This is a genomic window from Desulfohalovibrio reitneri (assembly GCF_000711295.1).
Taxonomy (GTDB): Bacteria; Desulfobacterota; Desulfovibrionia; order Desulfovibrionales; family Desulfovibrionaceae; genus Desulfohalovibrio; species Desulfohalovibrio reitneri.
This window is the reverse complement of the sequence record NZ_JOMJ01000003.1, coordinates 1,271,566-1,297,491: the sequence shown is the minus strand read 5'-3', so window position 1 is coordinate 1,297,491 and position 25,926 is coordinate 1,271,566. Positions and strand designations below refer to the sequence as shown.

Annotated in this window: 22 protein-coding genes, 1 tRNA gene and 1 pseudogene; 11 read left to right on the top strand and 13 right to left on the bottom strand. The window is 68.1% G+C overall.

Translation table 11 applies throughout. The annotated features are described in order from the left end of the window. Positions 1 to 45: 45 nt before the first annotated feature. Positions 46 to 121, bottom strand: a tRNA-Ala gene (locus tag N911_RS0106775). Between the two features lie 147 nt (positions 122 to 268). Continuing rightward, positions 269 to 589, bottom strand: coding sequence for a DsrE family protein (locus tag N911_RS0106765; protein WP_237559908.1), 321 nt, complete (start codon positions 587 to 589; stop codon positions 269 to 271). 318 nt (positions 590 to 907) lie between these two features. Here N911_RS0106765 and N911_RS0106760 point away from each other — a divergent pair, with 318 nt between their 5' ends. From N911_RS0106760 to N911_RS0106750, 3 genes are read left to right on the top strand one after another with little or no spacing between them, the layout of a single operon-like run. Further along, complete coding sequence (locus tag N911_RS0106760; protein WP_237559907.1) at positions 908 to 2,029, top strand: ABC transporter substrate-binding protein; 1,122 nt, start codon at positions 908 to 910, stop codon at positions 2,027 to 2,029. After that, on the top strand, positions 2,026 to 3,999 hold the full coding sequence (locus N911_RS0106755; protein ID WP_029895583.1) for an ATP-binding protein: 1,974 nt from the start codon (positions 2,026 to 2,028) through the stop codon (positions 3,997 to 3,999). Before N911_RS0106760 ends, N911_RS0106755 begins: the two co-directional genes overlap by 4 nt. Next, on the top strand, positions 3,996 to 4,709 hold the full coding sequence (locus tag N911_RS0106750; RefSeq protein WP_029895580.1) for a response regulator: 714 nt from the start codon (positions 3,996 to 3,998) through the stop codon (positions 4,707 to 4,709). The genes N911_RS0106755 and N911_RS0106750 overlap by 4 nt, the downstream gene beginning before the upstream one ends. A gap of 463 nt (positions 4,710 to 5,172) precedes the next feature. Here the strand turns inward: N911_RS0106750 and N911_RS0106745 are convergent, their stop codons facing one another. Genes N911_RS0106745 through N911_RS0106705 form a run of 8 tightly spaced genes read right to left on the bottom strand, consistent with a single transcriptional unit; the run spans position 5,173 to position 13,266 of the window. Next, positions 5,173 to 5,892, bottom strand: a complete 720-nt coding sequence (locus N911_RS0106745; protein WP_029895578.1) for a 4Fe-4S dicluster domain-containing protein — start codon at positions 5,890 to 5,892, stop codon at positions 5,173 to 5,175. An 11-nt stretch (positions 5,893 to 5,903) separates the two neighbouring features. Beyond that, positions 5,904 to 8,921 carry a formate dehydrogenase-N subunit alpha gene (gene fdnG / locus N911_RS0106740; RefSeq protein ID WP_138774352.1) on the bottom strand — a complete coding sequence of 1,006 codons (3,018 nt, stop codon included), beginning with the start codon at positions 8,919 to 8,921 and terminating at the stop codon, positions 5,904 to 5,906. Positions 8,922 to 8,952: 31 nt separating this feature from the next. Beyond that, positions 8,953 to 9,156, bottom strand: coding sequence for a hypothetical protein (locus N911_RS0106730; RefSeq protein WP_029895573.1), 204 nt, complete (start codon positions 9,154 to 9,156; stop codon positions 8,953 to 8,955). Between the two features lie 57 nt (positions 9,157 to 9,213). Then, positions 9,214 to 10,104: a transposase gene (locus N911_RS0106725; protein WP_051694002.1), complete on the bottom strand. Its 891-nt coding sequence runs from the start codon at positions 10,102 to 10,104 to the stop codon at positions 9,214 to 9,216. Next, entirely contained in the window at positions 10,105 to 11,097 is a 993-nt protein-coding gene (gene moaA / locus N911_RS0106720) for a GTP 3',8-cyclase MoaA (protein WP_029895569.1), read from the bottom strand. Beyond that, positions 11,094 to 11,696 carry a molybdenum cofactor guanylyltransferase gene (mobA, locus tag N911_RS0106715; RefSeq protein ID WP_029895567.1) on the bottom strand — a complete coding sequence of 201 codons (603 nt, stop codon included), beginning with the start codon at positions 11,694 to 11,696 and terminating at the stop codon, positions 11,094 to 11,096. Before mobA ends, moaA begins: the two co-directional genes overlap by 4 nt. Continuing rightward, positions 11,693 to 12,388, bottom strand: a complete 696-nt coding sequence (locus N911_RS0106710) for a formate dehydrogenase accessory sulfurtransferase FdhD (protein ID WP_029895565.1) — start codon at positions 12,386 to 12,388, stop codon at positions 11,693 to 11,695. Before N911_RS0106710 ends, mobA begins: the two co-directional genes overlap by 4 nt. Beyond that, positions 12,388 to 13,266 (bottom strand): formate dehydrogenase accessory protein FdhE, encoded by an 879-nt coding sequence (locus tag N911_RS0106705; protein ID WP_029895563.1) that lies wholly within the window; start codon positions 13,264 to 13,266, stop codon positions 12,388 to 12,390. The genes N911_RS0106710 and N911_RS0106705 overlap by 1 nt, the downstream gene beginning before the upstream one ends. 319 nt (positions 13,267 to 13,585) lie before the next feature. Between N911_RS0106705 and N911_RS0106700 the strand changes: the two genes are divergently transcribed. The 4 genes from N911_RS0106700 to N911_RS0106685 all read left to right on the top strand — a co-directional run bounded on the left by N911_RS0106700 (position 13,586) and on the right by N911_RS0106685 (position 16,535). Continuing rightward, positions 13,586 to 14,407 (top strand): ABC transporter substrate-binding protein, encoded by an 822-nt coding sequence (locus tag N911_RS0106700; protein WP_029895561.1) that lies wholly within the window; start codon positions 13,586 to 13,588, stop codon positions 14,405 to 14,407. Positions 14,408 to 14,473: 66 nt separating this feature from the next. Next, a complete protein-coding gene (locus N911_RS0106695; RefSeq protein WP_029895558.1) occupies positions 14,474 to 15,166 on the top strand; it encodes an ABC transporter permease in 693 nt (230 codons plus the stop codon). Continuing rightward, the gene (locus N911_RS0106690) at positions 15,163 to 15,840 is read left to right on the top strand and encodes an energy-coupling factor ABC transporter ATP-binding protein (protein WP_035104454.1); all 678 of its coding nucleotides are present in this window, start codon (positions 15,163 to 15,165) and stop codon (positions 15,838 to 15,840) included. Before N911_RS0106695 ends, N911_RS0106690 begins: the two co-directional genes overlap by 4 nt. Beyond that, positions 15,837 to 16,535, top strand: coding sequence for a molybdopterin-guanine dinucleotide biosynthesis protein MobB (locus N911_RS0106685; protein WP_029895554.1), 699 nt, complete (start codon positions 15,837 to 15,839; stop codon positions 16,533 to 16,535). Before N911_RS0106690 ends, N911_RS0106685 begins: the two co-directional genes overlap by 4 nt. 234 nt (positions 16,536 to 16,769) lie before the next feature. Here the strand turns inward: N911_RS0106685 and N911_RS16680 are convergent. From N911_RS16680 to N911_RS0106670, 3 genes and pseudogenes are all read right to left on the bottom strand, one after another. Then, positions 16,770 to 18,703 (bottom strand): annotated as a pseudogene (locus N911_RS16680) (molybdopterin biosynthesis protein). A 2-nt stretch (positions 18,704 to 18,705) separates the two neighbouring features. Continuing rightward, on the bottom strand, positions 18,706 to 19,950 hold the full coding sequence (locus N911_RS0106675) for a molybdopterin molybdotransferase MoeA (RefSeq protein ID WP_029895552.1): 1,245 nt from the start codon (positions 19,948 to 19,950) through the stop codon (positions 18,706 to 18,708). 85 nt (positions 19,951 to 20,035) lie between these two features. Beyond that, on the bottom strand, positions 20,036 to 21,634 hold the full coding sequence (locus N911_RS0106670) for a diguanylate cyclase (protein WP_029895550.1): 1,599 nt from the start codon (positions 21,632 to 21,634) through the stop codon (positions 20,036 to 20,038). A gap of 161 nt (positions 21,635 to 21,795) precedes the next feature. Between N911_RS0106670 and N911_RS0106665 the strand changes: the two genes are divergently transcribed. The 4 genes from N911_RS0106665 (at position 21,796) to N911_RS0106650 (ending at position 25,926) form a co-directional block, all read left to right on the top strand. Next, positions 21,796 to 22,800 carry an ABC transporter permease gene (locus N911_RS0106665; RefSeq protein ID WP_029895548.1) on the top strand — a complete coding sequence of 335 codons (1,005 nt, stop codon included), beginning with the start codon at positions 21,796 to 21,798 and terminating at the stop codon, positions 22,798 to 22,800. A gap of 74 nt (positions 22,801 to 22,874) precedes the next feature. After that, on the top strand, positions 22,875 to 23,663 hold the full coding sequence (locus N911_RS0106660) for an ABC transporter permease (protein WP_051694319.1): 789 nt from the start codon (positions 22,875 to 22,877) through the stop codon (positions 23,661 to 23,663). A gap of 45 nt (positions 23,664 to 23,708) precedes the next feature. Further along, complete coding sequence (locus N911_RS0106655; RefSeq protein ID WP_029895545.1) at positions 23,709 to 25,349, top strand: DNA repair protein RecN; 1,641 nt, start codon at positions 23,709 to 23,711, stop codon at positions 25,347 to 25,349. Positions 25,350 to 25,440: 91 nt separating this feature from the next. Further along, entirely contained in the window at positions 25,441 to 25,926 is a 486-nt protein-coding gene (locus N911_RS0106650) for a hypothetical protein (protein WP_051693998.1), read from the top strand.

Sequence of the window (25,926 nt, the reverse complement as noted above, 5' to 3'; positions counted from 1 at the left end):
AACGCAAAAAAAGGCCGGGTCATATGACCCGGCCTTGGAAATTCGTGGTGGAGCTGAGGAGAATTGAACTCCTGGCCTCCTGAATGCCATTCAGGCGCTCTCCCAACTGAGCTACAGCCCCACGCGGCGAGGAAGAATCTTTTACGCACCTTGGCTGTGATGTCAACCGTGTGGCGAAAATTTTTTCCCTTCCGGAGAAGGGAGCGGCCCGCGCGGGCGAGCGCATCGTCCCGTTCGCCGGGGCCTCGGTACCTCCCGTCGGGATGGCTTAGTAGGAGACCACCCGGTCCGCCTGCTTCATTTGCTCGTAGAGGAACTTCATGTTGGACAGCGTCACGCGCTCGTCTTCATCCACGCCGTGGATGGCCATGCACTTGCCTCAGGCGGCCAGCACGCCCTCGCTGAGGGTGAACAGCTTGGCCTGCTCCGAGATGGGGAACTGGTCCGAGTCCCCGGCGTAGAGGTCAACCGAGCCGCCGTTGAGGAAGATGGTCACGTCCTCGTCCTCGTTGAGCAGGAAGTTGCCGTACCGGACCGCGTTCCACTTGATTTCCGGGTCGGTGCTGGACAGGACAATGAGAAAACGCATGCGGTACTCCCTTGCTGTTCTTCAATGGATTCTCCACAGTCGATCACGTACACCAATGCGGCGCCGCATGGCAATCCGCCGTCCGCGAGACGGCGAGCGGAAAGCGCCCTCTCCGCCGGGAGAGTCCCGGTGCGCGGGGAATTCGCGCCGCTTGACCCCCCGGAGGGGTGTGCTACCGTCCGTGCACCGGTCCCGGCCATGATGACGTTGCCAGCCTTACTTCGCCCCGCGCTCGCGGCCCTGTGCATCACGCTTTTGGCGTGTTTGTGCGCCTGCTCGCCTGAGGGGGAGGCACCCGGACCGGCCGAGCCGCCCGGCGTGACCCCGTCCGAGGTGCGCGTCGGCTCCTCCCTGGCGCTGACCGGCCACGCCCGCGCCCTGGGAAAGCAGACCCTGGCCGGGGCGCGCGCCTACCTGGACTGGGTCAACGACAACGGCGGCGTGCACGGTCGCCGCATCGAACTCATCGCCTACGACGACGCCTACGACCCCGCCCGCTGCCTGGTGAACACCCAGAAACTGCTGGTGGAGGACCGGGTCTTCGCCCTGTTCTGCTACGTGGGCACGCCCACCACGGTGAAGGTGCTGCCCCTCATCGAGCGTGCCCGCATCCCCCTGCTGGGCGTGTTCACGGGCGCGGCCGCCCTGCGCGACCCGCACAACCCGCTGGTGCTCAACGTGCGCGCCTCCTACTACCAGGAAATAGAGGCCGCCGTGGACCGCATGGTGGACGACCTGGGGCTGACCCGCATCGCGGTGTTCTACCAGTACGACGCCTTCGGCTTCGACGGCCTGGCCGCAGCGGAGAAAGCCCTGGACAAGCGCGGCCTGTCCCCGGTGGCCCGGGGCGATTACACGCGCGGCACCACCGAGGTGTCCGAGGGGCTGAACCGCATTGTGGATTCCGGGGCCGAGGCGGTCATCATGATCGGCACGGCCGCGCCCTGCGCCGCCTTCGTGCGCCGCTCGCGGGACAGGGGCTTCAACCCGGCCTTCCACACAGTCTCCTTCGTGGATCCGGGCGAGTTCGCCACCCACCTGAAAGGTCAGGACGACGCCCTGGTACTGCTCACCCAGGTGGTGCCGGACCCGGGCGAGACCGTGGCGCCAGGGGGGCCGGAATACGCCGAGTTGCTGGCCCGCTACGATCCCCGGGCCCAGCCCACGGCCATCGGCCTGGAGGGCTTCTACAACGCCCGCGTGCTGGTGGAGGGGCTGCGGCGGGCCGGACGCGGCCTGACCCGCCAGGGTTTCATCGACGCGGTGGAGTCCCTGCGCGGCTTCCCCTTGAGCCGTTCCCTGGAGGTCAGCTTCGGCCCCGGCGACCATCAAGGGCTGGACGAGGTCTTTATGACCCGTTTCCAGGGCGGCTCCTTCCGCCCGGTGGAGGACTGGGGCCGGGTGCGCGCCCTGCTGGCCAGCGGGGAGGAGGGGTCATGAGCGGGCTGGTCACCAGGCTCCGCACCATGGCCCTGGACAAGAAGATCTTTTTCTCCATCCTGGTGGTCATCCTGACTATCTCCCTGGCCATCGCCCTGCTGGCCCGTTGGATTCTGGTCTCCTCCCTGACCGACGAACTGGAGCACCGGGGGGTGGCCGTGGCCCGCGACATCGCCGAGCGGGCGCGGGGCTTCATGCTGGACGAGGACAAGCCCGGCCTGGTCTCCCTGGTTTTCGACGCCGCCCTGCTTGGCGAGCGGCGGGACCTGGTCTCTTACATCCTGGTGCTGGACCAGGAGGGGCAGGTTCGGGCGCACACCTTCATCCGCCCCGTGCCGGAGGGGCTGGCCGAGGCCAACCGACTGCCCCGGGGGCGGCAGGTGAGCCTGCGCGCCGTGACACCGGGCGGGGCCGAGGCGCTGGACATCGCCGTGCCAGTCACCGAGGGCATCTCCAGGCTGGGCGAAGTGCACGTGGGGCTCAACCAGGACCACGTGGACGCCCTGGTGGGCAAGCTGCGCATCACCTTCCTGGGGTTCATCTCGGCCATCATCGTGGTGGTATTCTTCATTTCTCTGCGCCTCTCCGCCAACATCACCCGGCCGCTCAAGCGCCTCACCGCGGTGTCCGACGCCCTCTCGCGGGGCGATTTCGACGTCACGCCGGAGATGGGCGAGCGGCCGCCCGACTGTCCGGCATACCGCGATTCCGACCTGCCCTGCTGGCACTACGACCAGATGCGCGGGGACGAGGGCGCGGAAAACCTCCCCCGGGCCTGCGCCACATGCAACTTCTACCGCTCTGAGCCCGGGGACGAGGTTTCCCAGTTGGCGGACTCCTTCCGCAACATGGTCTTCTCCATCAAGCTCTACCGCCGCCGTCTGCGGGAAAGCGAGGAGAAGTACCGCTCCCTGTTCGTCTCCGCGCCGGACCCCATTCTGGTGGTGGCCCAGGACGACCTGGAAATCCTGGACGCCAACCCCCGCGCCGAGGAAGTCTACGGCTACCCGGCGGGCGGGCTGGTGGGCGGCTCCTTCGCGGTTATCGATCCGGACTTCGGCGAGGTCATCGCCGGGCTGGAGGCCCGTTCCGGTGAATGCGCCTACCGCGCCAAGTTTCCCCAGTTCCGGGCCGACGGCGAACCCATCTACGTCAACCTCCACGCCTGCCCCATCAGCTACCGGGGGCGGCAGGCCGTCATCGTGGCCGCGGCCGATGTCACCGAGATGATGGAGAAGGACGCACAGCTCATCCAGGCCTCCAAGATGAAATCCCTGGGCGAAATGAGCGCGGGCATCGCCCACGAACTCAACCAGCCACTCAACGCAGTGAAGATGGGTGCGGATTTCCTCTCCCTGGCCTCGGAGCAGCCCGGCGGCGCGCCCCAGGAGCACCTGGCCCGCGTGGCCGAGGAGATAAGCCGCCAGGTGGACCGCGCCGCAGAGATCATCGACACCCTGCGCGGCTTCGGCCGCAAGGCGGACGCCCGCATGCAGGCCGTGGACGTGGCGGACACGGCGCACGCCGTGCTGCGGCTCATCGGCCGCCAGCTGGAACTGGCCGATGTGCGCCTGGTGCTCAACCTGCCCGGCGACCTTCCCAGAATCCGCGCTCAGGGCAACCGGCTACAGCAGGTCGTATTCAACCTCATCGTCAACGCCCGCGACGCGGTGGAACACAACCAAAGACGCGGACGCATCGAAATATCCGCCTGGGCGGAGAACGGCCGCGTGATGCTGCGCGTGGCGGACAACGGCCCCGGCATTCCGTCCGAGGTCCGGGCCAAGGTCTTCGAGCCTTTTTACACCACCAAGGAAACCGGCCTGGGCATGGGGCTGGGGCTGGCAATCTCCTACGGCATCGTGCAGGATTTCGGCGGCGACATCCGCATCGACGAACCGCCGAGGGGCGGGGCGGCCTTTACCCTCAGCTTTCCCGCCGCCGGCGGGAACGGAGCGCAAGGCGCATGAAGATCCTCATCATAGACGACGAACGGGCCACGCTGGACATGTTCACCTTCCTCCTCAAGGCCCTGGGGCACGACCCCATCACCGCCGAGGAGGGCCAGTCAGGACTGGAGCTTTTCCGCCAGCACCACCCGCCCGTGACCCTCACCGACATCAAGATGCCGGGCCTGGACGGCCTGGAAGTGCTTCGCCGCATCAAGGAGGAGGACCCCACGGCCGAGGTCATCGTCATCACCGGCCATGGCGACATGGAATCCGCGGTCACCGCCCTGCAACTGGACGCCACCGACTTCGTCAACAAGCCAGTGGGGCGCGCCGAGATTGAAACCGCCCTGGAACGCGCCGAGGAACGGCTGCGCCTCACCCGAGACCAGGCAGCGGAAATGCGACTTGAAACCACCTCGCAAGCTACCATCCTCCGCGTTCCCACCGCGGTCACGGACCGCTCCGCCCCGCTTTTGCGCGAAGCCCTGGAAAAAGCCCGCAAGTCCGGCGGACTGGTCATCTCCTTCGGCCACGGGGCGTCCATCAACGGCGCGGGGCTCGACTCCCTGGCCAAACTCCTGGCCGACTGCTCCCAGACCAACCTCCCCACCGCCATCACCGGCCTGCCGGACAAGGCCTGGGCCGTGCTGGAACGCATCGACGCCGCCTCTCTCACCAACCGCGCCGAGAGCGAGGAGGAGGCTGTGGCGTTGGTGGGTCGAGGATAGAAGGAAAATATCCCCACACTCTCGCTGTCCTGCCAAGAAACGCGTTTATTGCTTGCTTGGCTCGGGGCGGGATGCGGGGGGCGGTGGAGGGTTCTTCGCCCAATCACGCGCTCAACGCATGTGAAGCGAAGCTGCCAGGGCGGAGTTGTAACGCCTGGACGCTTCCCGCAGTCGCCGATTCGCCGGGGCGTTCCCTCCCGCGTTACGTCGCGCTTCATACCGCGAATAGACATGCAAACTTGGTTTGCCACAGGGTCCAGGGCCGCCTAGGCCCTGGTCGCCCGCAGGGCGAAATCTTTCCTTCCTTCTTCTTCTACTCTCTTCTTCCTCCACGAAAAATGGCCGGAACCTTGCGGTTCCGGCCGGGTGTGGTGTTCCGGCTGGTGAGACCGGAGGTGTTCTTGAAGGCCCGGGAGCCCTTGTGGGCTCCCGGGTTTTCGGGAGGAGGTCCGTTACGCTCCGTTTAGCCTGTCACGTGCGGGCGGAGCAGCCCGGCCAGCCTGTTTTTGCGCGGCACGCGGGACGAGGCGGATGCCGTGAGGTGCTCGTAGTACTCCTCGGAGGGGTACTCGCACAGGACCACGGCGCGCACGTGCTTGGCGTCGGCCAGGAAGGCCTTGGGCCGCGTTTTCTTGACGGCTTTGAGCCGCGCCTCGGCCATTTCCATCATGTCGGCGCGGTCGCCGAAGTTCATGGTGCCGGTGGGGCAGGCCAGGACGCATGCGGGCAGCTTGCCGTTGTGCACGCGGTCGAGGCACATGTCGCACTTGGACCAGACTCCGGTTTTGGCGTTGCGCCGGGGGATGTTGTAGGGGCACAGCTCCATGGGATCGGTGATGCCCTCGATGCTCTTGGTATGGGCGGTGAAGATCACCGCGCCGGTGGCATCGTCCTTGATGATGGCTTTTTCATCGAAGCCGTCCGCCACCATTTTGCAGGGCGGCTCGATGCAGTGGCGGCACTGGTCCGGGAAGAACAGCCATTTCATCATGCCGTTGATGAAGTCTTCCCGGAAACGCACCAGTTTGTAGGTGTGGAAGTTGAGGTCCTCGGGGTTCTGGTGGGAACCCCGGTTGACGGTCTGATCCGCGGGCAGTTTGTGCCATTGCTTGCAGGCGACTTGGCATCCGCGGCAGGCCGTGCACCGAGACAGGTCGATGAAGAACGTCTTGCCTTTGGTCATGGTCGCCTCCATTAAGCCTTGGTCACGTTGACCATGAAGGCCTTGGTTTCAGGAATGCCCGTGTTGGGGTCGCCAACGGACGGGGTGAGGATGTTGGCCGAATCGCCGCCGTTCTTGGGTGTCACCCAGCCGTAGTGCCAGGGCACGCCGACCTGGTGCACCTCGGTGCCGCCCAGATTGAAGGGCTGCATGCGGCGCGTGACCATGGCGATGGCCCAGACCTTGCCGCGCGGGGAGTCCACCCAGACCTTGTCGCCGTTGGCGATGCCGCGCATCTTGGCCAGCTCGGGGCTCATCTCGCAGAACATCTGCGGTTCGGCCTCCAGCAGCCACGGGGTCCAGCGCGTCATGACGCCGGTCTGCCAGTGCTCGGTGACGCGGTAAGTGGAGCAGACGAAGGGATAGCGCGGGTCGCAGACGGACTTGGCCTCGTCCTTGAACTCCAGGGCCGTGGGGTTGTGCAGCTGCGGGGAGAAGGGATGCTCCTCCACCGGGCACTCCAGCGGCTCGTAGAACTCGGGCAGCGGACCGTCGGCCCGTCCGGGGCCGAAGATCTGGCCGTGGCCGTGCTTGCGCATGATGAACGGATGCCTGGTGCCGGGAGCCCAGCCACCGTCGGGCACGTCGCCCACCCACTTTTCTCCGGTCCACTTGATGACCGGCTTCTGCGGGGCCCAGGGCTGTCCCTTGAGGTCCACGGAAGCGCGGTTGTAGAGGATGCGCCGGTTGACGGGCCAGCACCAGGACCAGTTGGGGAAGAGGCCGGTTTCGGCCTGCATCTTGGTCTGGCTGCGGTCGCGCCGGGCGGCCATGTTGCCCGCGTCCGTGTAGGAGTGGCAGTAGAGCCAGTTGCCCGAGCAGGTGGAACCGTCGTCCTGCAGGAAGGCGAAGGAAGGCACCTGCTGCCCCTTCTTGTACAGCTTGCCCTTCACCATGGTGTCGCGCAGGAAGTAGCCGTTGATCAGCTTGGCCACCTTGTGCGGGTCGAACACGCCGTTGGTGGCGATGTCCCAGGACAGGTTGGTGATGGGATCGGGGTAGGCCCCGGATTCCTCGTGGTAGAGCTCCTTCACCTTGTGCATCAACTCATAGATGATGTCGCCGTCGGGACGGGCCTCGCCCATGGGCTTGGGTCCCTGGTAGCGCCACTGCATCCAGCGGCCGGAGTTGGTGATGGAGCCTTCCTTCTCGATGGACACGGCGCAGGGCAGGAAGAAGACCTCGGTCTTGACTTCCTCGGGGTTCATGTCCGGGCCCTTCCAGAAGGAGCCGGTCTCGTTGTCGAAGATGTTGACGTTGACCATCCAGTCCAGTTCGGCCAGGGCGCGCCGGTTCTTGTTGGCGTTGGCCCCGCCGCAGGCCGGGTTCTGGCCCCAGGCGAAGAAGCCCTTGAACTGGCCTTCCAGCATCTTGTCGAACATGACCAGCCAGGAGTACTCGCGGGCGTCCAGGCTCTCCAGTTTGGGCAGATACTGGTAGCCCACGTTGGGCGAGACGTCCTGCCACATGGCCCGGATGAGGCTCGTGGAGTACTTGGGGTAGTTGCCCCACCAGTTGGCGCTCTCGGGATCGTTGCTAACCGGGGTCCACTGCTTGTTGTACTCGTCCAGGGTCTGCAGCGGAGCGGTGGGCGTTTTCAGGTAGCCGGGCAGGATGTGGTAGAGCAGGCAATGGTCCGTGGACCCCTGCACGTTGGATTCGCCGCGCAGGGCGTTGACCCCGCCGCCGGCCACGCCGATGTTGCCCAGCAGCAGCTGGACGATGGCCATGGCGCGGATGTTCTGCACGCCCACGGTATGCTGGGTCCAGCCCATGGCGTACATGATGGTTCCGGAGCGGTCCTTCTTGCCCGTGGAGGCGTAGGCCTCGTAGACCTTCTTCAGGTCCTCCTTGGACGTGCCGGAGGACTTGGAGACGTTGTCCAGAGTGTAGCGCTCGAAGTGGCGCTTGAGCACCTGGAATACGCAGTTGGGGTCCTTGAGCGACTTGTCCTGCAGGGGGACGCCCTTGGAGTCGGTTTTGAAGGCCCACTTGGACTTGTCGTAGGAGGTGGTCTCGGGGTCGTACCCGGCGAAGATGCCGTCCTCGAACCCGTACTCGTCGTTGAGGATGAACGAGGCGTTGGTGTACTCGGCCACGTACTCCTGGAAGTACAGGTTGTTGTCGAGGATGTACTTGATCATCCCGCCCACGAAGGCGATGTCCGCGCCCGACCGGATGGGGGCGAAGATGTCCGCCTTGGCCGAGGTGCGGGTGAAGCGCGGATCCACGTGGATGAGCGTGGCGCCCTTGTCCTGAGCCTGAAGCACCCACTTGAAGGAAATGGGGTGGTTTTCGGCAGCGTTGCTGCCCATGATGAGAATGCAATCACTGTTCTTGATGTCGATCCAGTGATTGGTCATCGCGCCGCGTCCGAACGACTCTGCCAGAGCCGCAACAGTGGCGCTGTGTCAGATACGCGCCTGGTGCTCTATGTACACCAGGCCGAGGCTGCGGAGGAAGGTCTGGTAGGCCCAGCACTCCTCGTTGTCCAGGGCGGCCGAGCCGACGGAGGCGATGCCCTCGGTGCGGTTGACGACCTGTCCCTTGTCGTTCTTGGCGCGGAAGCTCTCGTCGCGGGTCTTCTTGATGCGGCGGGCGATGCGGTCAATCGCCCAGTCCCAGCTCTTGATCTCCCACTCCTTGGAGTAGGGGGCGCGGTACATGACGCCTTTGGGACGGTTCTTGTTTTCGGCCAGCTGCCAGATGGAGGCGCCCTTGGCGCACAGCGAGCCTTCGTTGACGGGATGGTCGGGGTCGCCCTCGACGTTCACGGCCCGGCCGGAGCTGCCCTTGGACGTGTGAACGATGAGGCCGCAACCGACGGCGCAGTAGCAGCAGATGGACGTGGTCTGCTTGGCCCACTCCAGATTGAGGAGCTGGGCGCGGGCCTGTTGTGGCCCCAGGTTCAGGCCCAGGCCGCCGAAGGCTGCGGCGGAAGCGCCGGCCGCGGCGGTGAGCTTGAGGAAGTCCCTGCGTTTCATGGACATGTCCGATACCTCCTGTTCATGGATTGCGGGGTCAGCGGCCCCGGATTTCCCGCCCCAGGGCGGTCAGCAGATCAAAGCCCGCGGCCGTACGCAGGGGCGGCGGCGGGGGGAGGCTGATCCGTTGTTCGTCCCGGGGAATGCGTGGGAGGGGGAGCAGCCGCCAGGCGCGTGCCGGAGGCCCGAAGAGGCCAAGGCCCGCGAATGGCGACCGTCTCGGCGCGGTGGAAACCGTCATGCCGAACTCCTTTGCCGTCTCTCGCCCCTGGGACCATCCCAGGGGCTTTTTCCATGACTACTGGTTTGCAACGGATGCGTCGGCGACGCAACGGGAGGGCGATTGCGCGTACTCTGGAACCTGGGCGCAGAGCCGTTCCGAGAGCAGGGGGATGAGATCCTGGTCGCGGTGGTTGTACCTGAACTCCAGCTCCTTGAGATACAGGGGAAAACGCCGGGGGGAGACCCCGTTGTAGCGTTTCAGCCGGGCGCGGGCGTAGTTCCAGAAGCTGCCCTTGAGGGAGTCCACGTAGGCGCCCTTGCCCCGGATGTTGACGTAGTTCAGGGGCAGGTCGTCGTCGCCGCAGAAGATGAGGGCGTCGTAGCGCTGGTATCGGTCGGTGTAGACGATGTTGCCAAGCCGGGTGAGCTTGAGGGAGAAGTTGAGGTTGAAGTGCAGCACGGTCTCGGCCCGCATGTTGGGAAGGAGGTCGATGAAGACCCAGCCTTGCTTCTCGATGATGCCAAAAACCGGGTAGCGGTTCCAGGCGCCGGGCTCTGGGCCGCCCTGGCCCAGGTCCAGCCCGGAGCAGGAGGAGAAGAGCTGGTTCGCGTCCAGCCCGGAGGCCAGGATGGCCAGCCGCAGATTGGTCATGGCCTTGTAGACGGTGTTGTAGGTCAGTCGCAGCTGCGGGGCCATGCGGTTGGCGGTCAACCCCAGCTCGAAGAGTTTCAGCAGCCGCAGCCAGTCGCGGCAGGACAAGCCGCCGGAGGAAATCCAGCGGCGGGAGAGGTCGTGGAAGGTGTAGCGGCAGGCGGGGCAGCGCAACCGCTGGTCCCCAAGGCGATAGACCTTTTCGTGGCCGCATTTCACGCACACGGGCCGCCCGTCGGGCCAGCAGAACCGCTTGAAGAAGGCCTTGGCGGCCTTTTCCGAGCGGACGAGCTGCTCCAGGCGGATGAGGTCCATCTACCCTCCGACGGCCGACATGCGGGACCTGACCCGGGCGTCCCTGAGCAGGTCGTGCCCCACCGGCTTGTTCCTGGCGGCGGCACGCATGATGCGGGCCACGCCCTCAACGCCCAGCCGGGGGTGGTGCAGGGCCGGGCGCAAAAGGTAACTGCGGTCGGAGAAGAGGCAGGTTCGCAGGTGCCCGTCCGCGGTGACGCGCAGCCGGTTGCAGGTGCGGCAGAAGTGGTTGGTCATGGGCGAGATGAGTCCTAGGCGTCCCCGGCCTCCCTCCAGGGAGAAGACCCGCGCCGGGCCGGACGAGGCGGAGGAGCGGGGCACCGGGGAAAGCTTGACGTGGTTGGAGGCCAGTTCCAGCAGTTCGTCCGCTCCGATGAAGCGGTCGCGCTGCTCCAGCCCGGCCTCGCCCACGGGCATGCACTCGATAAAGCGGATGTCCAGGTCGCGGTCGCGGGCCAGTTCCAGGAAGGCTGGCATCTCCCGGTCGCTCACCCCGCGCAGGGCCACGGCGTTGAGCTTCACGGTCAGCCCGGCGTCCAGGCACTCGGACACAGCGGACATGACCTGCGGCAGGAAGTCGCGCCCGGCGATGAGGGCGTAGGTGGAGCGGTCCAGGGAGTCGATGGAGATATTGACCCGGCTGAGGCCGGCCCGGCGCAGGGCGTCCACCTTGCCGGAGAGCAGGGTGGCGTTGGTGGTCAGCCGCAGATCCAGGCCGGGAAAGCGGCGGCCTATCTCCTGCATGAACCAAAGAAAATCGCGCCGCACCAGGGGCTCGCCCCCGGTCAGGCGCACCTTGTCCACGCCGGTGGATACGGCCGCCTCGATGATGGACAGCATCTCCTCGTAGCGCAGGATGTCCTCGTGCCGCAGGAAGGTGATGTTCTCCCGGCGAAAGCAGTAGGCGCAGCGCAGGTTGCAGCGGTCGGTCACGGAGAGCCGCAGGTAACTCACCCGCCGCCCAAACCTGTCTGTATCCGGGGGTTGATTCATCCGGCGTTCACCTCCACCCGGCGCAGATGGGCCAGATCGTCCGGGGTGTTCACGTTGAAGAAGGCCTCCATCTCATCGGGGCCGTAGTCCAGCCGGTGGCGCACATCCGGCCCGAACACGGCGGACAGTTTGCCCAGCCCGGCGGCCAGGGAGCGTTCCAGCCGGGGCAGCCCCTCCGGCTCGTACACGGCTACCAAGCTTTCAACATACTCCGTCCAGTCCTGGGCGTACAGTGTGACCAGGGCATGGGGCGGCCGTACGGCGCGGCGGTCCAGCAGCCGGCGCAGGTGGTCCTCGCGCAGCAGGGGCAGGTCGCAGGATATGACCAGGCAAGGGCGCTGCAGCCTGGCAAGGGCGGCGGCCACTCCGGCGGCCGGGCCGCGCCCGCTCTCCCTGTCCGGGACCCAGGGCGCGGCCACGCCGTAGGGCGCGGGGTCGCGGCCGGAGATCCATACTTCGTCCACCACGGCCCGCATGGTTTCCACGGCGCGCTCAAGCAGGCAGCCGCCCCGGTAGAGCACGCGGGTCTTGTCCTCGCCCAGGCGTGTGGAGCGCCCCCCGGCCAGGACAACGCCGACCACCCCTGGGGAGGGAATCACGGTTCACCCCCCTGGTGCCCCCGGAACATGGTCAGCCGGGCCTCGTCCGGCCGGGTGAAGCCGCAGAGGCAGGCCTCGTGCTCCGCCGCCAGGCTGACGGCCGCGCCGGTGACCGCGGAGCGGGAGACCAGCAGCCGGAAACCGGCTTGCAAGGCCTTCTCCAGATAGCCGCCGGTGATGCGGGCGGTGGTCAGCAAAGCCAGCCCGCCCAGGTCCACGCGGTTCTCCACCGCCCAGCCCGCCAGCCGGTCGATGCAGTTGTGGCGGCCGATGTCGTCGGCCACGGCCTCGGGGTCCGGGGAGCCCGGCACCCAGCAGGAGGCGCGGTGGAAACAGCCGGTGGCGTCCCACAGCCCGGCCCCTTCCAGCAGCTTGAACATGGCTCCGATGGCCCAGTCGCCCTTGAGCCGGGGCGGTTCCTGGACGGACTCCGCGCGGCTGGGTTGCTGCTCGAAGAGGTAATGGGCGCCTATCGCCGATTGCAACCGGGGCTCGTTCCCCGGCTGCACCAGGTGGATCTTGGCATGGCCCATGGCCAGCCGCTCCAGGTCGGACGGGTGGGCCCACAGCACGCGCGGTTCGCGGCCGGAAACCTCAACGGTGATGCGGGTCTCCGGGGCCACCTTGTCCGTGGTGCCGGACCATTCGCCGGAGCGCAGGATACGGCAGTCGCGGGTTTGCAGCGCGCCCATCAGAACCCCCATGCGGAGGCCGTGGGCCGCATGAACCCCCGTTCCGCCGCGGCCGCGTCCAGGGGCAGGGACTCCAGGTCGTCCAGCACGGGCACCGAGAGCTTGTCCAGAGCGCGGAAGTCGGATGTTTTAATGTAGGTCTGGCAGGTGGAGCAGACGTGCACCTGGAAACCGGGCTCCTCCCTGGCCTGGAAGTAGGTCATCTTCTCCTGGTCCTCCTCCAGGCAGTGCGGACACTGCAGCCGCTTGGACCGGTACTCGGTCCAGCACATGGAGCAGGTCAGGTAGCGGTGCCCCTCCTTGCCCACCAAGCGGGCCATGAGCGGCGGGGAGCCGCAGAGCGGGCAGTGGCCGTGAATCCACATTCCCTCGGGAAGCTCCGCCGCCTCGGCCTGGACGCGCAGGGCGGGCAGCAGCGAGGCCTGGGCCAGGAAACGGACCAGCCCGGGGGCGTCCGGAGTCATTTCGGCCGCCTTGTGGAAGTAGTCCTGGTCGCCCTTGAGGTGGGCGGCAAAAGCCTTCTCAAGGTCCAGCTCGCCCTCGGAGAGCGCATTGCGCAGTCTGGCTGACGAGGAGGACAGGTGGCCCTCCATGCCCGCCAGCATCTCCAGAAGGTCCAGGGCCAGGGCGCGGGCCGCCTCGGGGTCGTGGTCGAAGTCTTCCAGGGAGTAGAGTGGAGCGCCCTGGAGGGTGCGCTCCTTGTCGGCCGGTTCGGCCTTGGGTTTCAGGCCGCCGTTCAGGCGGTCCTGTGCCTCGAATTGCAATTTCGCCGTGCGCTGCACCAAGTCCAGCAGGTCGGCGGGGATGTCCTCGCGTTTGCGCAGGGCCTCCAGCTTCCGCTGGAAGCGGTCGCGCCACAGGGACGGTTCGCTTGTCATGCACACCTCCTGATACAATCCGTAACGGGCCGGGGGCGCCCTGACAAATCTCCGTTCTTGCGCAAGTTTTGAAACCATAAAATGCATAGTGCCCCATCGTGCCTGGATTGCCAAGGATATATCCGATGTGTGCCTCGCGCGAGGCGAATCAATGGATTGCACCCCGACTCATAGGGAAATGGAGACGATGCCGGTTCCAAATGCAAGATAAGCTTCAAGGCTTCTCATTTTTTTGAGCTTATGCCATATCCGGCATATGACATATTGTGTCCACTCGGGCATAACCCGCCGCTCAGCGGCCAAGCAAAGGAGATTCTCCATGTTCCGAACCCTGTCCCGACTCGTGGCGGCGACCGCCGTACTTCTGCTGGCGGCGGCGCCCCTCTCGGCCGAATCGCTGATGATGGCCACCACCACCTCCACGGACAACACCGGCCTGCTGGACGAGATCGCTCCGGTTTTCCAGGAAGAGACCGGCATCGAGCTGAAGTGGACCGCCGTGGGCACCGGCAAGGCCCTGAAAATGGGCGAGAACTGCGACGTGGACGTGCTGCTGGTGCACGCCCCGCCGGCAGAGAAGAAGTTCGTGGACAGCGGCTTCGGCGAGTGGCGCCGCGAGATCATGTACAACGATTTTGTCATCATCGGGCCCAAGTCCGATCCCGCCGGTATCAAGGGCGACGGCGTGACCGAGGCCCTGGAGGCCATCGAGGACAAGAAGGCCACCTTCATCTCCCGGGGTGACGACTCCGGCACCAACAAGAAGGAGATCGGCCTGTGGAAGACCGCCGGCCTGGGCGTGCCCGACAAGCAGGACTGGTACGTGCAGACCGGCCAGGGTATGCTGGCCTCCATCCGCGTGGCCGAGGAAAAGGGCGGCTACACCATGACCGACCGCGGCACCTACATCAAGTACTCCGCGGACAAGGACGGCAACCCGCCCCTGGACATCATGGTGGAGGGCGACAAGGTGCTCTTCAACCAGTACTCGGTCATCCCCATCGCCCCGGACAACTGCCCCAACGCCAAGTATGAACTGGCCGAGAAGTTCGCCGACTGGCTGGCTTCCGACTCCACCCAGCAGCGCATCGCCGACTTCCGCCTGCTGGGCAAGGCCCTCTTCATCCCCAACGCCAAGTAGCAACGCGCGTGACGCATGCCGGGCCGCCGCTTGCGGCGGCCCGGCTTCGCGTATAAAGGCGGAGCCATGGATTTTCTGCTGGACGGACTGTTGCGCGCCTTCGGGCTGCTCTTTTCCGGCGACCCGGAGACCTGGGCGGCCGTGTCCGTCACCGCCCGCTCCTCGGCCATCGCCCTGGCCGGGTCCCTGCTTATCGGCGCGCCCCTGGGTTTTTTGCTGAGCGTGGCCCATTTCCGGGGGCGGGCCACCGCCCGGCTGGCGGTGGACACCCTGCTGGCTCTGCCCACGGTGCTCATCGGCCTGCTGGTCTACGCTTTTCTCACCCATCGCGGCCCCCTGGGCGGAATGGATCTGCTCTTCACCATCCCCGGCATGGCCGCGGGCCAGGCGCTTTTGGGGCTGCCCATCGTGGCCGCCCTCACCGCCCAGGCCGTGGAGGCTCTGGACGTGCGGATCCGCCACACCCTGCTCACCCTGGGGGCCAACCCCCGCCAGGTGGCCATGGGGCTGTTGTGGGAGGCCCGCTTCGCGGTCATGCTGGCCGGGCTGACCGCCTTCGGCCGCATCGTCTCCGAGGTGGGCATCGCCATGATGGTGGGCGGCAACATCAAGTGGCACACCCGCACCATAACCACGGCCATCGCCCTGGAGACGGGCAAGGGCCAATTCGCCATGGGCGTGGCCCTGGGGCTGGTGCTGCTGGCCCTGGCGCTGGTGGTCAACCTGGGGGCCGCCTGGCTTCGGCGGAGGATGGCGTGACCCGTTCAGCACCCTTGTACGAGATCTGGAACCTGGAAGCCGGGCACGGCGCGCGTGACGGGGGATTCCTTTTTTTGGAGGAGATGCGCATCCACCCCGGCGAGTTCCTCGGCCTGGCCGGGCCCAACGGCGCGGGCAAGTCAACCCTGCTGTACGTGCTGGCCTTCCTGCTACAGCCCATTGGTGGGGAACTGCGCTTCGACGGCCGCCCCGTACCCGCCGACGCCACCCCCCTGCGGCGGCAGGCCACCCTGCTTTTGCAGCAGCCGGTGCTGCTCAAGCGCTCGGTGTTCGACAACGTGGCTTATGGGTTGCGGGTGCGCGGCCGGGGGGAGAGGCTGCGCCGAAAGGTTCAGGCCGCCCTGGAGGCGGTGGAGCTGGATCCCGGCGCCTTCGCCCGCCGGGCCTGGCACGAACTGTCCGGGGGCGAGGCGCAGCGGGTGGCCCTGGCGGCCAGGCTGGCCCTCGAACCCCGCGCCCTTCTTCTCGACGAGCCCACCGCCTCCCTGGACACGGCCAGCGCCCAGGCGGTACGCAGGGCTGCCATGGCCGCGCGCGAGAGGGGCTGCGCCCTGGTCTGCGCCTCGCACGACATGGAGTGGCTGCACTCCTGCGCCGACCGGGTGGAACGTTTGGAACGCGGCCGGGTGAGCGAAAGCACGGAGGAGACATGATCGGCGTCAACGTGGTGGGCTTCAAGAATTCCGGCAAGACGACCACGGCCGTGGAGTTGTGCCGGGAGCTTTCCGGGCGCGGCCTGAAGGTGGCCGGGGCCAAGTTCGCGGACTGCCGCTTCGACCGCGAGGACTCGGACACCGGCCGTTTGGGCCAACACTGCCAAGCGGTTGTTGGGCTCTCCCCGCACGAGTCCATGGTGGTCTGGCCGCAGCCGCGCTACCTGGCGGACCTGCTGCCGCTGCTGTCCTGCGACGTGCTGGTGGTGGAGGGGGGCAAGTCCCTGGGCTGGCTGCCTCGGGTGCTCATGGTCAGCTCGGCCGAGGACCTGGACGAGCTGACCCCGGAACTGGCCCTGGCCTCCTGCGGTTCCTTCGAGGTGGAGGGGAAGGCCCGGCCGGGCTCCATCAGCGAGTTGGCGGACATCGTTCAGGAGAAGGGCTTCATCCTGCCCGGCCTGGACTGCGGGGAGTGCGGCTTCGACACCTGCGCGGGCCTCGGCGCGCGCATCGTGGCGGGCCAGGCCTCCCTGGACAACTGCAAGGCCTCCACCGGAGAGGTGAAGGTCACCGTGGGCGGCCGCCAGGTGGGCCTCAACCACTTCACCGCCCAGCTTCTGCGCAACACGGTCATGGGCTTTCTCTCCGGCCTGAAGGGTTTTGCGCCGGGGCCGGTGACCATTGAACTGGAGTAGCGGGCTTTCGAGAATAGGCCATCTGCTTCGTTGCCGCGAAACACACAAGCCCGAGTAGTCTGACTACTCGGGCTTGTGTGTTTCTTTCGCCTCGCATCCGGCGCATTCTCGAAAGCCTGAGGTGTTCCAAGGCAAAAGAAAGAGAAGAACCAAAACGCCGCGGCCCTCTGGGAACACTACGCAAGGGCGCGCGCCTATTCGAAGCAGCGAAGCGGGTGGCGCGTCAGGGAAAGCCTATCCCGGCAGGCCGTCTCCCGGCCGCATCTCCTTGCCCGTCCACGGGGTTTCGTAGCCGCCCAGTTCCTCCACCCGCTTGGCGAACTCGCCGCCGCGCACCACGTCCAGTAGCTCGGCAACCAGGGGATGCTCCATGTGTTCGGGGCGGATGAGCAGGTCGTAGCGTTCGCGGGCCAGGGGCACGAAGTCCAGGCCAAGCGCCTGGGCCGCGGCCTTGATGCCCAGGCCGCAGTCCGCCGCGCCCTGGGCCACGTTGGCGGCCACGGCCATGTGGGTGAACTCCTCGTGCTCGTAGCCCTCCACCTGGCGGGGGTCGATGCCCGCCGTGTTTAGGTGGTGGTCCAGCAGGATGCGGGTGCCCGCGCCGCGCTGGCGGTTGACGAAGGCGACCCGCGCGAGATCCTCCACACCCTTGATGCCCTTGGGATTGCCCGGGGCCACCATGAGGCCCTGGTGGCGCACGGCCAGGTTCACGGCCGCGATGTCCTCGTCCGGGGCGTAGCGCGTGAGGAAGGGGAAGTTGAAGTCGCCGGTTTCGGGGTCGAAGAGGTGCGCCCCGCCGCACAGCGCCTTGCCCTGGCGCAGGGCGGTGATGCCCCCCATGGACCCGGCGTGGGTGGAGGCCAGCCGAACCGGATCGTCCAGCCCCATGAGCAGGTCGGCCAAAAGGTCCAGGGTGTTGTCGTGGGAGCCCACGGCCACCAGGGTGCGGTACAGCTCGTGCCTGGGCACCAGCAGCTCCGCCGTGTGGCGGGAGCCGGCCTCCGCGCCCTCGCTGTCGCGGGGCAGCCGCACCACGGCCTGGGCGCGGGTGAGGGTGGTCAGCAGCCCGGCCCCCGCGCCAGGGGGGTGGCCTGCAGGCTGGGGCCTTCCGGCCGGGGCACCTCGCCCACGGAAACGCGCACGAACTCCTCCATGCCCGGCCGCGAAGGCACGGCCCGGGTCAGCTCCACCTCGGCCAGGGCGCGCTCGGGAACCGGCAGGCGGCCCAGGTGGCAGAGCAGCGGGCCGACAAGCTGCTCGAAGGCCACCGCCGCGGAGACCGGGTAGCCGGGGATGCAGGCCAGCAGCCGCCCGTCCCCGGACTTGGCCAGCAGGGCTGGCTTGCCCGGCATGGCCTGCACGCCGTGCACCAGCACCTCGCCCACGCGCTCCATGACCTCGCGGGCGTGGTCGCGGTCCCCGGCCGAGGACCCGGCCACCAGGGCCACGCCGGAGAATCCCCGCTCCAGCGCCTCGCGCACCGCCCGCTCCAGGGAGTCGGGCTCGTCCTTCACCGGCGGGATGCGCTCGGCCGCGATGCCGAAGCCCCGGGCCATCTCCCGCAGCATGACGGAGTTGGACTCCACCACCTGTCCCGGCCCGGGGGCGGGGCGTTTGGTGTAGTCCAGGATCTCGTCGCCGGTGGGGATGAGGGCCAGGGAGGGCCGGGCGACGACCTGCACCTCGTATACCCCGGCCGAGAGCAGGGCGCCCAGGTCGTAGGCGGAGAGGCGTCGACCGCGCGGCAGCAGCAGCTCGGTGGCCACGATGTCCTCGCCGATGCGGCGCACGTGCTGCCAGGGGAAGGCCGGGGCCTCGAGCATGGCCGAACCGTCCTCGAAAACCACGTTCTCGGCCATGACCACGGCGTCGGCGAAGGCGGGCAGGGTCATGCCCGTGGAGATGCGCTGGTAGCGGTCCCCGGGGATGGCCACCGGCTCGCCCTCGCGGGCGGCGAAGGTTTCCTCCGCGGCCAGTGCGATGCCGTCCATGGCCGCGCAATGGGCCGTGGGCGAGGAGGCGCGGGCGTGGACCGGCGCGGCCAGCACCCGACCCACGGCCTCGTCCGAGGGCACGGTCTCCGCGCCCAGGACGGACGGGTCAAGAGCGCCGCGCAGCCGCTTGATGGCTTCGGGGATGGGGATCAGATCGAGATACACGCTGGGCATGGCTACTCCAGAAGAAAGACGTCCACGGCCGCGCCTGACTCGTAGCCCTCGCGGCCGGACGGGATGCGCACGAGGCCGTGGGCCCCGAGCATGGTGGACAGCAGGCCGGACGGGGCCAGCAGGGGACGTGCCAGGGGCGGGGCGTCGTCGCGGTATTCGATGCGCGCCCGCACCCAGTCCTCGCGCCCCTGTTTGGAGGCCAGGTTGCGTGCCAGTTCCGCCCGCAGGCGGGGGCGGCGCGAGATGTCGAAGGCCTCGGATTCGCCCTCGAGATGGGCCAGCAGGGGCAGGCCGAAGAGCCACATGACCACCTGAGCGGAAGTCACCTGGCCGGGCAGCCCCAGCACGGGACGGCCGCCAAGTTCCGCCAGCAGGGTGGGCTTGCCGGGGCTGACGGTCACACCGTGGGCCAGGATGCGCCCGCCCGCGGCCTCCACAGCCTCGCGGGTCATGTCGCGCCCTCCGGCGGAGGAGCCGCCCGAGGCCAGCACCAGGTCGGCTCCGGCCGCGCCCTTGGAGAGCAGCGAGGCGATGGCCTCCAGGTCGTCGCCCACCCGGCCCAGTTCCAGCACTTCGCCCCCGGCGCGCCGCACCATGCAGCCCAGGGCGGGGCCGTTCACGTCGCGCACTTGGCCGGTGCGGGGTTCAGCGGTGTGGTCCACCACCTCGTCACCGGTGGAGAGCAGGGCGGCGCGGGGGCGGCGGCGAACACCGGCCGTCTCCAGCCCCAGGGCGGCCAGCAGGCCGATTTCCTGGGGGCGCAGCCGGGTGCCGCCGGGCAGGGCGGGCTCCCCCGCCTTGGCGTCGCGGCGGGCGGGGATGAGGTTGCCCCCCGGGGCGGCCGGACGGGTCACGGCGATGGTGCCCCCGCCCACCTCCTCTGTGTGCTCCACCATGACCACCGCGTCCGCGCCAGGTGGCAGCAGCCCGCCGGTGACGATGCCGAAGGTTCGGCCGGGCTGGAGCGGTTCGGCGGGGTCGGCGTCCACCGGCAGGTGGCCGTCGCATTCCAGATAGGCGGGGTTGGACTCGGAGGCGGAAAAGACGTCGCGGGCGGCCACGGCATAGCCGTCCATGGCCGAGCGGTCGCGCCGGGGAAGGTCTTCGGGGCTTATGAGGTCGGCCGCCAGCACCCGGCCGCAGGCCCGGGCCAGGGGGATTTCCTCCCTGTCCGGCAGTGCCGGGAAGGAGGAAAGCAGGTGGCGGAAGCCGTCGGGCGAGACGAGGTTGAGGAATCCATGGCGCATGTATGGGGGCTCCCTTGTGTCGACCGGAGCAGAACACAAGGCGAGGCGGGAGGCAAGGCGGAAAGGCCTGATTGCGGGCTGGTACTCAGGAGGAGGGCATGACCCGGTTGCGGCCGCGCTTCTTGGCCTCGTAGAGGGAGTCGTCCACCCGCTTCATCAATTCGTCGGGTGTGGCGTCGCTCTCCCGCAGGCAGCCCACGCCCATGGACAGGGTAACGCGGATGGTCTTGCCGCCGATGTCGATGTCCGTGGACTCGGCCAGGGCCCGCAGCCGCTCCGCGGCCATGATGCCCTCGTCGCCAGAGGTGTCGGGCAGCAGGGCGGTGAACTCCTCCCCGCCCAGGCGGCCCAGCAGGTCCACGTCGCGCAGATTGTCCCGGGCCAGTTCCGCCAGTTTTTGCAAAGCCTTGTCCCCGGCGTCGTGGCCGTGGGTGTCGTTGATGGCCTTGAAGTGGTCGGCGTCGATGACCAGCAGGCAGAGCTGGCGGCCGTAGCGGCGCGCCCGGCTGAACTCGCGCTTGAAAATGTCCATGAAATGGCGGCGGTTGGCCAGTCCGGTGAGGTCGTCGGTGGTGGCCATGTGGCGCAGCCGGTCCTCAGCTTCCTTGCTGGCGGTCACGTCCACGGCCGTGCCCAGGGTGGCCGGGGTGTCGCCGTGTTCCACCACCTTGCCCACGGTCTGCACCCAGACCACGCGGCCGTCCTTGCGTATCACCCGTCTTTCCACGGGGTCCTCCTCGCCGCCGGAGGCCAGCCGCTTCTCGATGCGCTCCAGCACGCGGGGGGCGTCCTCGGGGTGCAGCACGTCGGCCAGTGCCATTCCGTGCAGTTCATTCTCGGAGTGGCCGGTCAGCTTGCTCACCGCCTTGTTGGCGTAGGCGAAGCGGCCGTTTTGGATGATGAACACGGCCACGGGCGAGTTTTCGGTCAGGCCCCGGAACTTTGCCTCGGAGCGGCGCAGCTCCCGCTCCATGTGGGTGCGCTCCTCGATCTCATGGCTGAGCTCGCTGTTCAGCTCCTGTTCCCGGCGGCGCTGCTCCCGCAGGTCCGCGATAAGCTCCAGGTTCTCGAAACGCAGCCGGAAGGACTCGGACGTGTTCCGCCGCAGTTTGAGTGCCACGGACAGCAGCAGCAGCCAGTATATGGCCAGCATGGCCGCCATGAAGGGCTGCTCGCCGCTGGGCGAGGCGGCCACGTACAGGGGCAGGCTGGCCACTATGGGCAGGGAGAAGGCAAGGAAGAGGCGCAGCAGCACGGCGTTTACAGCCAGGGCCCCGGCCATCATGCCGCCCATGATGAGCACCAGGAAGGTCTGGTGCACGTGGGAGACGTGGGGGAAGAAGAGCCAGGCCGCGGCGGCCCAGAGCAGGCCGGTGGTCAGCAGGCCGTTGAACTGCCTGCGGCAGATGGCCGGGGCGTTCCTCTCCGTGACGCCGATGCGCGTGTCGCGGAGCAGGAAGAAGGCCCGGGCCGCCATCACCCCAAGCAGGGCGGACAGCCAGGACAGAAACGGCCCCCGGGGGGCCTCGTCCCACAGAAAGGCGGCCAGCAGCACGGCCACCACGGCGTTGGCGGCCAGCGCGGGCGGACTGTTGATCAGAATATGGTTGACCCGGGCCGCGAAGATGCGGGCGTCCTCCCCATGCGAACGCCGCGCCGCGACCCGTGATGTGGCCTGCGTCACGTATTCCCCCCTCTCCCTCGCGGGTGAGCCTCGTGTTGCCGGGACAACAATAGCGCGGCGGGGCGGATGTGGCTAGGTAGGGTAAACCCTACCGCCCCGGGTGTGTTTCTCTCCGTCAGGGCGCATTGATTCCCCGGGGCAAAGGCCGTACAGTCCGCCGCATGCTCGCCTTTCTGCGACGCGCCCTGGCCAAGCTGGTGTGGGTCGGGGTGGTCTTTTTCGGCATCACCCTCATCAGTTTCTGGGTCATCCACCTGGCCCCGGGCTCGCCCACGGACCTGCAGACCACCCTCAATCCCATGGCCACCCCGGAGTTGCGCCAGCAGCTTGAGGAACTCTACGGCCTGGACAAGCCCCTGCACGAGCAGTACGCGGCCTGGCTCTCCCGCCTGGTGCGCTTCGACTTCGGCCGCTCCATGTCCGGCGACCACCGGCCCGTCTGGGACAAGATACGCGAGCGGCTGCCCCTGACCTTCGGCATGAACATGGCCTCCCTGGTGCTGACCCTGGCCGTGACCATCCCTCTGGGCGTGGCCGCGGCCTACTGGCAGGGCGGCTGGTTCGACCGGCTGTCCACGGTCTTCGTCTTCATCGGCTTCGCCGTGCCGGGGTTCTGGCTGGCCATCCTGCTCATGCTGCTGCTGGGCATCCACTGGGAGGTGCTGCCCATCTCGGGCCTGACCTCCCTGGACTTCGAGCGCCTGTCCTGGTGGGGCAAGTTGTGGGACCTGGCCAAGCATCTGGCCATGCCCATCTTCGTCTACACCTTCGCCTCCCTGGCGGGCATGTCGCGTTTCATGCGTTCCTCCATGCTGGAGGTGCTGCGCCAGGACTACATTCTCACCGCCCGGGCCAAGGGGCTGCCCGCGCACAAGGTGGTTTTCCGCCATGCCATGCGCAACGCCCTGCTGCCGGTCATCACCATCCTGGGCCTGTCCATTCCCGGCCTCATCGGCGGCTCGGTCATCATCGAGTCCATCTACGCCCTGCCCGGACTGGGGCAACTCTTCTTCCAGGCGGTCATGGCCCGCGACTACCCGCTCATCATGGGCAACCTGGTGCTGGGGGCCATGCTCACCCTGGCGGGCAACCTGCTGGCGGACTTCGCCTACGGCCTGGCCGACCCGCGCATCCGCTCCGGTGCCGGCAAGGGAGGCGCAACGTGAGCGGCCCCACCCAGTTCTCGCCCTTCTCCCCGCGAGGGTGGCTGCGCCACTTTCTGGGCCGCTGGGGGCTGTTCATGGTGGGGGCCTTCATCGTCGTCGCCATGTCCCTGGCCGCGCTGCTGGCCCCGCTCATCGCGCCCTACGACCCACTGGCCATCAACGTGGACGTCATGCTCCAGGGGCCGTCCTGGCAGCACTGGCTGGGCACCGACGCCCTGGGCCGCGACGTGCTCACCCGGCTGCTCTACGGGGCGCGGGTCTCGCTGTGGGTGGGCTTCGTGGCCGTGGGGCTGTCCGTGGGCATCGGCCTGGCGCTGGGGCTGGTGGCGGGCTACTTCGGCGGGCTGGTGGACGAGGCGGTCATGCGCGGGGTGGACGTCATGCTCTGCTTCCCCTCCTTTTTCCTCATCCTGGCGGTCATCGCCTTCCTGGAGCCGTCACTGGCCAACATCATGATCGTCATCGGCCTGACCTCCTGGATGGGCGTGGCCCGGCTGGTGCGCGCCGAGACCCTCTCCCTGCGGGGGCGGGACTTCGTGCTGGCGGCCCGCTCCGCCGGGGCCTCGGCCCCGCGCATCCTGCTCTGGCACGTGCTGCCCAACGCGGCCGCTCCGGTGCTGGTCTCGGCCACCCTGGGCGTAGCCGGGGCCATTCTGGTGGAGTCGTCCCTGTCCTTCCTCGGGCTCGGGGTGCAGCCGCCCACGCCCTCCTGGGGCAACATGCTCATGGAAGGCAAGGACGTCCTGGAGATCGCCCCCTGGCTGTCGGTCTTCCCAGGGCTGGCCATCCTGGTCACGGTGCTGGGCTACAATCTCCTGGGCGAGTCCCTGCGCGACCTCCTGGACCCCAGGCTGCGGCAGTAGGGTGAGCTTGTCCGCCGCCGTCCGCCGGTGTAGACTCCGCCTTCCATGCTGACCTATCTGCGCATCCGGGGCCTGGGCCTCATCGAGGACGTGGAGCTTGAATTTGGCTCCGGGCTGGTGGCCCTCACCGGCGAGACAGGGGCGGGCAAGTCGTTCATCGTCCGCGCGCTGGAGTTTCTGGCCGGGGCCAAGATGGGCCCGGAGGCCGTGCGCCCCGGCGCGGACGAGGCCGTGGTGGAGGCGCTCTTCGAGCTGGACAACGGCGGCGGGCCGGAGGAAACCGCCCTGCGCCGGGTGCTCTCCGCCGAGACCGGTCGCTCCCGCGTTTTCATGGACGGCTCCCTGGCATCCCTGAACCAGATCGCCGAACTCAAGCCCCGGCTTTTCCTGCACACCTCCCAGCACGCCCAGCAGAAACTGCTTCAACCAGCCCACCAGGTTGCCCTGGTGGACGCCTTTCTGGACGACCCCTCCCTGCTGGAGGAGCGGGCCGAGCGGCTGGAGGCGGCCCGCGCCGCCCGGCAGGCCCTGGAGGAATGCCGCGACAAGGCGGCCCGGCTGGCCGAGCGGCGCGACCTGCTGGAGCACCAGGCCGCACAGATCGACAAGGTGGACCCCCAGCCGGGCGAGGAGGGCGAGCTGCTGGCCAAGCGCGAGGAACTGCGCACCCAGTCCAGGGCGGCCGAGGACGTGGAGGCGGCCCTTGGCGTGCTGCACGGCCAGGGCGGCCTGCTGGAGGGGCTGGACGGCCTCTCACGCCGCCTGGGCAACTTGGCCGAGGCCCTGGCCCCGGAGGACGGCGAGGACGACCAGCTTGGCGAGGACGCCGCCTTCTGGGAGGAGGCCCGCCACCGCGCCCGCGACCTGGACGCCAATCTGCGCAACCTGGCCCCCGCCTCGGCCGAGGCCGAGGCCGAGCGGGTGGAAGAGCGGCTGTACGCCATCGCCCGGCTCAAGCGCACCCTGGGGCGCGACTTCGAGGGGCTTCTGGCCCTGGCCGAGGAGGCTCGGGAGGCGCTGTCCTTCCTGGACGCCTCCGCCCTGGACGAGAAGCGGCTGGCCCGCGAGGCGGACGAGGCCGTGGAGGCCCTGCGCGACACGCTGGCCCGGCTGGGCCAGGCCCGCCGCGAGGCGGCCGCCCGGCTGGGGGAACGCCTTTCGGCCGAGCTGGCCGAGCTGGGCTTTTCCAGCGACGTGGAGGTGCGGGCGGAGTTCGAGGAGCGCGAGGTTCTTTCCGGCGAGCCGCCGGTCATGGAGGAGCGGCCCCGGCTGCTGTTCCGGCCCAACCCTGGCCAGCCCGCCCAGCCCCTGGACCGCATCGCCTCCGGCGGCGAGTTGTCGCGCTTTCTGCTGGCCGTGTCCGGCATGCGGGGCGAAGCGGACGACTCCACCCTCATTTTCGACGAGGTGGACGCCGGGGTGGGCGGCATGACCCTGGAGGCGGTGGCCTCCCGCCTGGCCGCGCTCGGCAGGGAGCGGCAGGTGCTGTGCATTTCCCACTGGCCGCAGATAGCCGCCCGGGCCGGGGACCACTTCCAGGTGGTTAAGGAGGTGGCGGACGGAGCCACCTATACCCGCTGCCACCGCCTGGGCCCGGCCGAACGCGAGGAGGAGCTGGCCCGCATGGCCGGGGGCGGCGAGCGCGGCCTGGCCATGGCCAGGGGGCTGCTCTCCGAGACCGGGTGAACCGGCTTGCGCGATTGCCGCCTCGTGCGTATTTGATATCGGAATGGGTATTCCGTTGGAAACGAGCGACGTTCATATCCAGGAGGGGGAGATGACCAGGCGCGAACTGGTGGCCCTGGCCTCGGGCATCCCCATGCCCACGGCTGCGGCGGTCGATGAGTTCTCCAGCCGCAAGGAGGCCATGGCCTCCGACGTCACGCGGGCCATGGAGGCGCGCGACGACCTGCCGCGGCTCATAGGCGAGGGCAACGAGGCCATGATGCGGGACAACCACGCCAACCACGTCCGTTACCTGGAAGGCGTGTTCCACGCTTTCGATCCGGGGTTGTTCGTGGAGGCCCTGCTTTGGGTTGCCCGCACCTACACGGCGCACGGTTTCCGTCCGGAGTACTGGTGGGTGGCCCTGCCCCTGTGGCGTCGGGCGTTGACAAGCGAGCTGTCTCCGGAGGCGGCCGTGCAGGTCGACCCCGTCTACGCCTGGCTGGAGGATCATTTCGGCGACGTGCTGCAATTGGCAAAGAGCGAGCCGACCATCTGGGAAGGGCCACCGGCTGACCTGCTGGCCGGAAGGGAATAG

Bases quoted from the DNA above. Each gene is read 5' to 3' on its own strand.
- N911_RS0106685 (WP_029895554.1), top strand. From the start codon at position 15,837: ATGATCGGCGTCAACGTGGTGGGCTTCAAGAATTCCGGCAAGACGACC.
- N911_RS0106745 (WP_029895578.1), bottom strand. From the start codon at position 5,892: ATGACCAAAGGCAAGACGTTCTTCATCGACCTGTCTCGGTGCACGGCC.
- N911_RS0106675 (WP_029895552.1), bottom strand. From the start codon at position 19,950: ATGCGCCATGGATTCCTCAACCTCGTCTCGCCCGACGGCTTCCGCCAC.
- N911_RS0106660 (WP_051694319.1), top strand. From the start codon at position 22,875: ATGGTGGGGGCCTTCATCGTCGTCGCCATGTCCCTGGCCGCGCTGCTG.
- N911_RS0106695 (WP_029895558.1), top strand. From the start codon at position 14,474: ATGGATTTTCTGCTGGACGGACTGTTGCGCGCCTTCGGGCTGCTCTTT.
- N911_RS0106730 (WP_029895573.1), bottom strand. From the start codon at position 9,156: ATGACGGTTTCCACCGCGCCGAGACGGTCGCCATTCGCGGGCCTTGGC.
- N911_RS0106665 (WP_029895548.1), top strand. From the start codon at position 21,796: ATGCTCGCCTTTCTGCGACGCGCCCTGGCCAAGCTGGTGTGGGTCGGG.
- N911_RS0106650 (WP_051693998.1), top strand. From the start codon at position 25,441: ATGACCAGGCGCGAACTGGTGGCCCTGGCCTCGGGCATCCCCATGCCC.
- moaA (WP_029895569.1), bottom strand. From the start codon at position 11,097: ATGAATCAACCCCCGGATACAGACAGGTTTGGGCGGCGGGTGAGTTAC.
- N911_RS0106750 (WP_029895580.1), top strand. From the start codon at position 3,996: ATGAAGATCCTCATCATAGACGACGAACGGGCCACGCTGGACATGTTC.
- N911_RS0106655 (WP_029895545.1), top strand. From the start codon at position 23,709: ATGCTGACCTATCTGCGCATCCGGGGCCTGGGCCTCATCGAGGACGTG.
- N911_RS0106755 (WP_029895583.1), top strand. From the start codon at position 2,026: ATGAGCGGGCTGGTCACCAGGCTCCGCACCATGGCCCTGGACAAGAAG.
- N911_RS0106710 (WP_029895565.1), bottom strand. From the start codon at position 12,388: ATGGGCGCGCTGCAAACCCGCGACTGCCGTATCCTGCGCTCCGGCGAA.
- N911_RS0106725 (WP_051694002.1), bottom strand. From the start codon at position 10,104: ATGGACCTCATCCGCCTGGAGCAGCTCGTCCGCTCGGAAAAGGCCGCC.
- N911_RS0106700 (WP_029895561.1), top strand. From the start codon at position 13,586: ATGTTCCGAACCCTGTCCCGACTCGTGGCGGCGACCGCCGTACTTCTG.
- N911_RS0106705 (WP_029895563.1), bottom strand. From the start codon at position 13,266: ATGACAAGCGAACCGTCCCTGTGGCGCGACCGCTTCCAGCGGAAGCTG.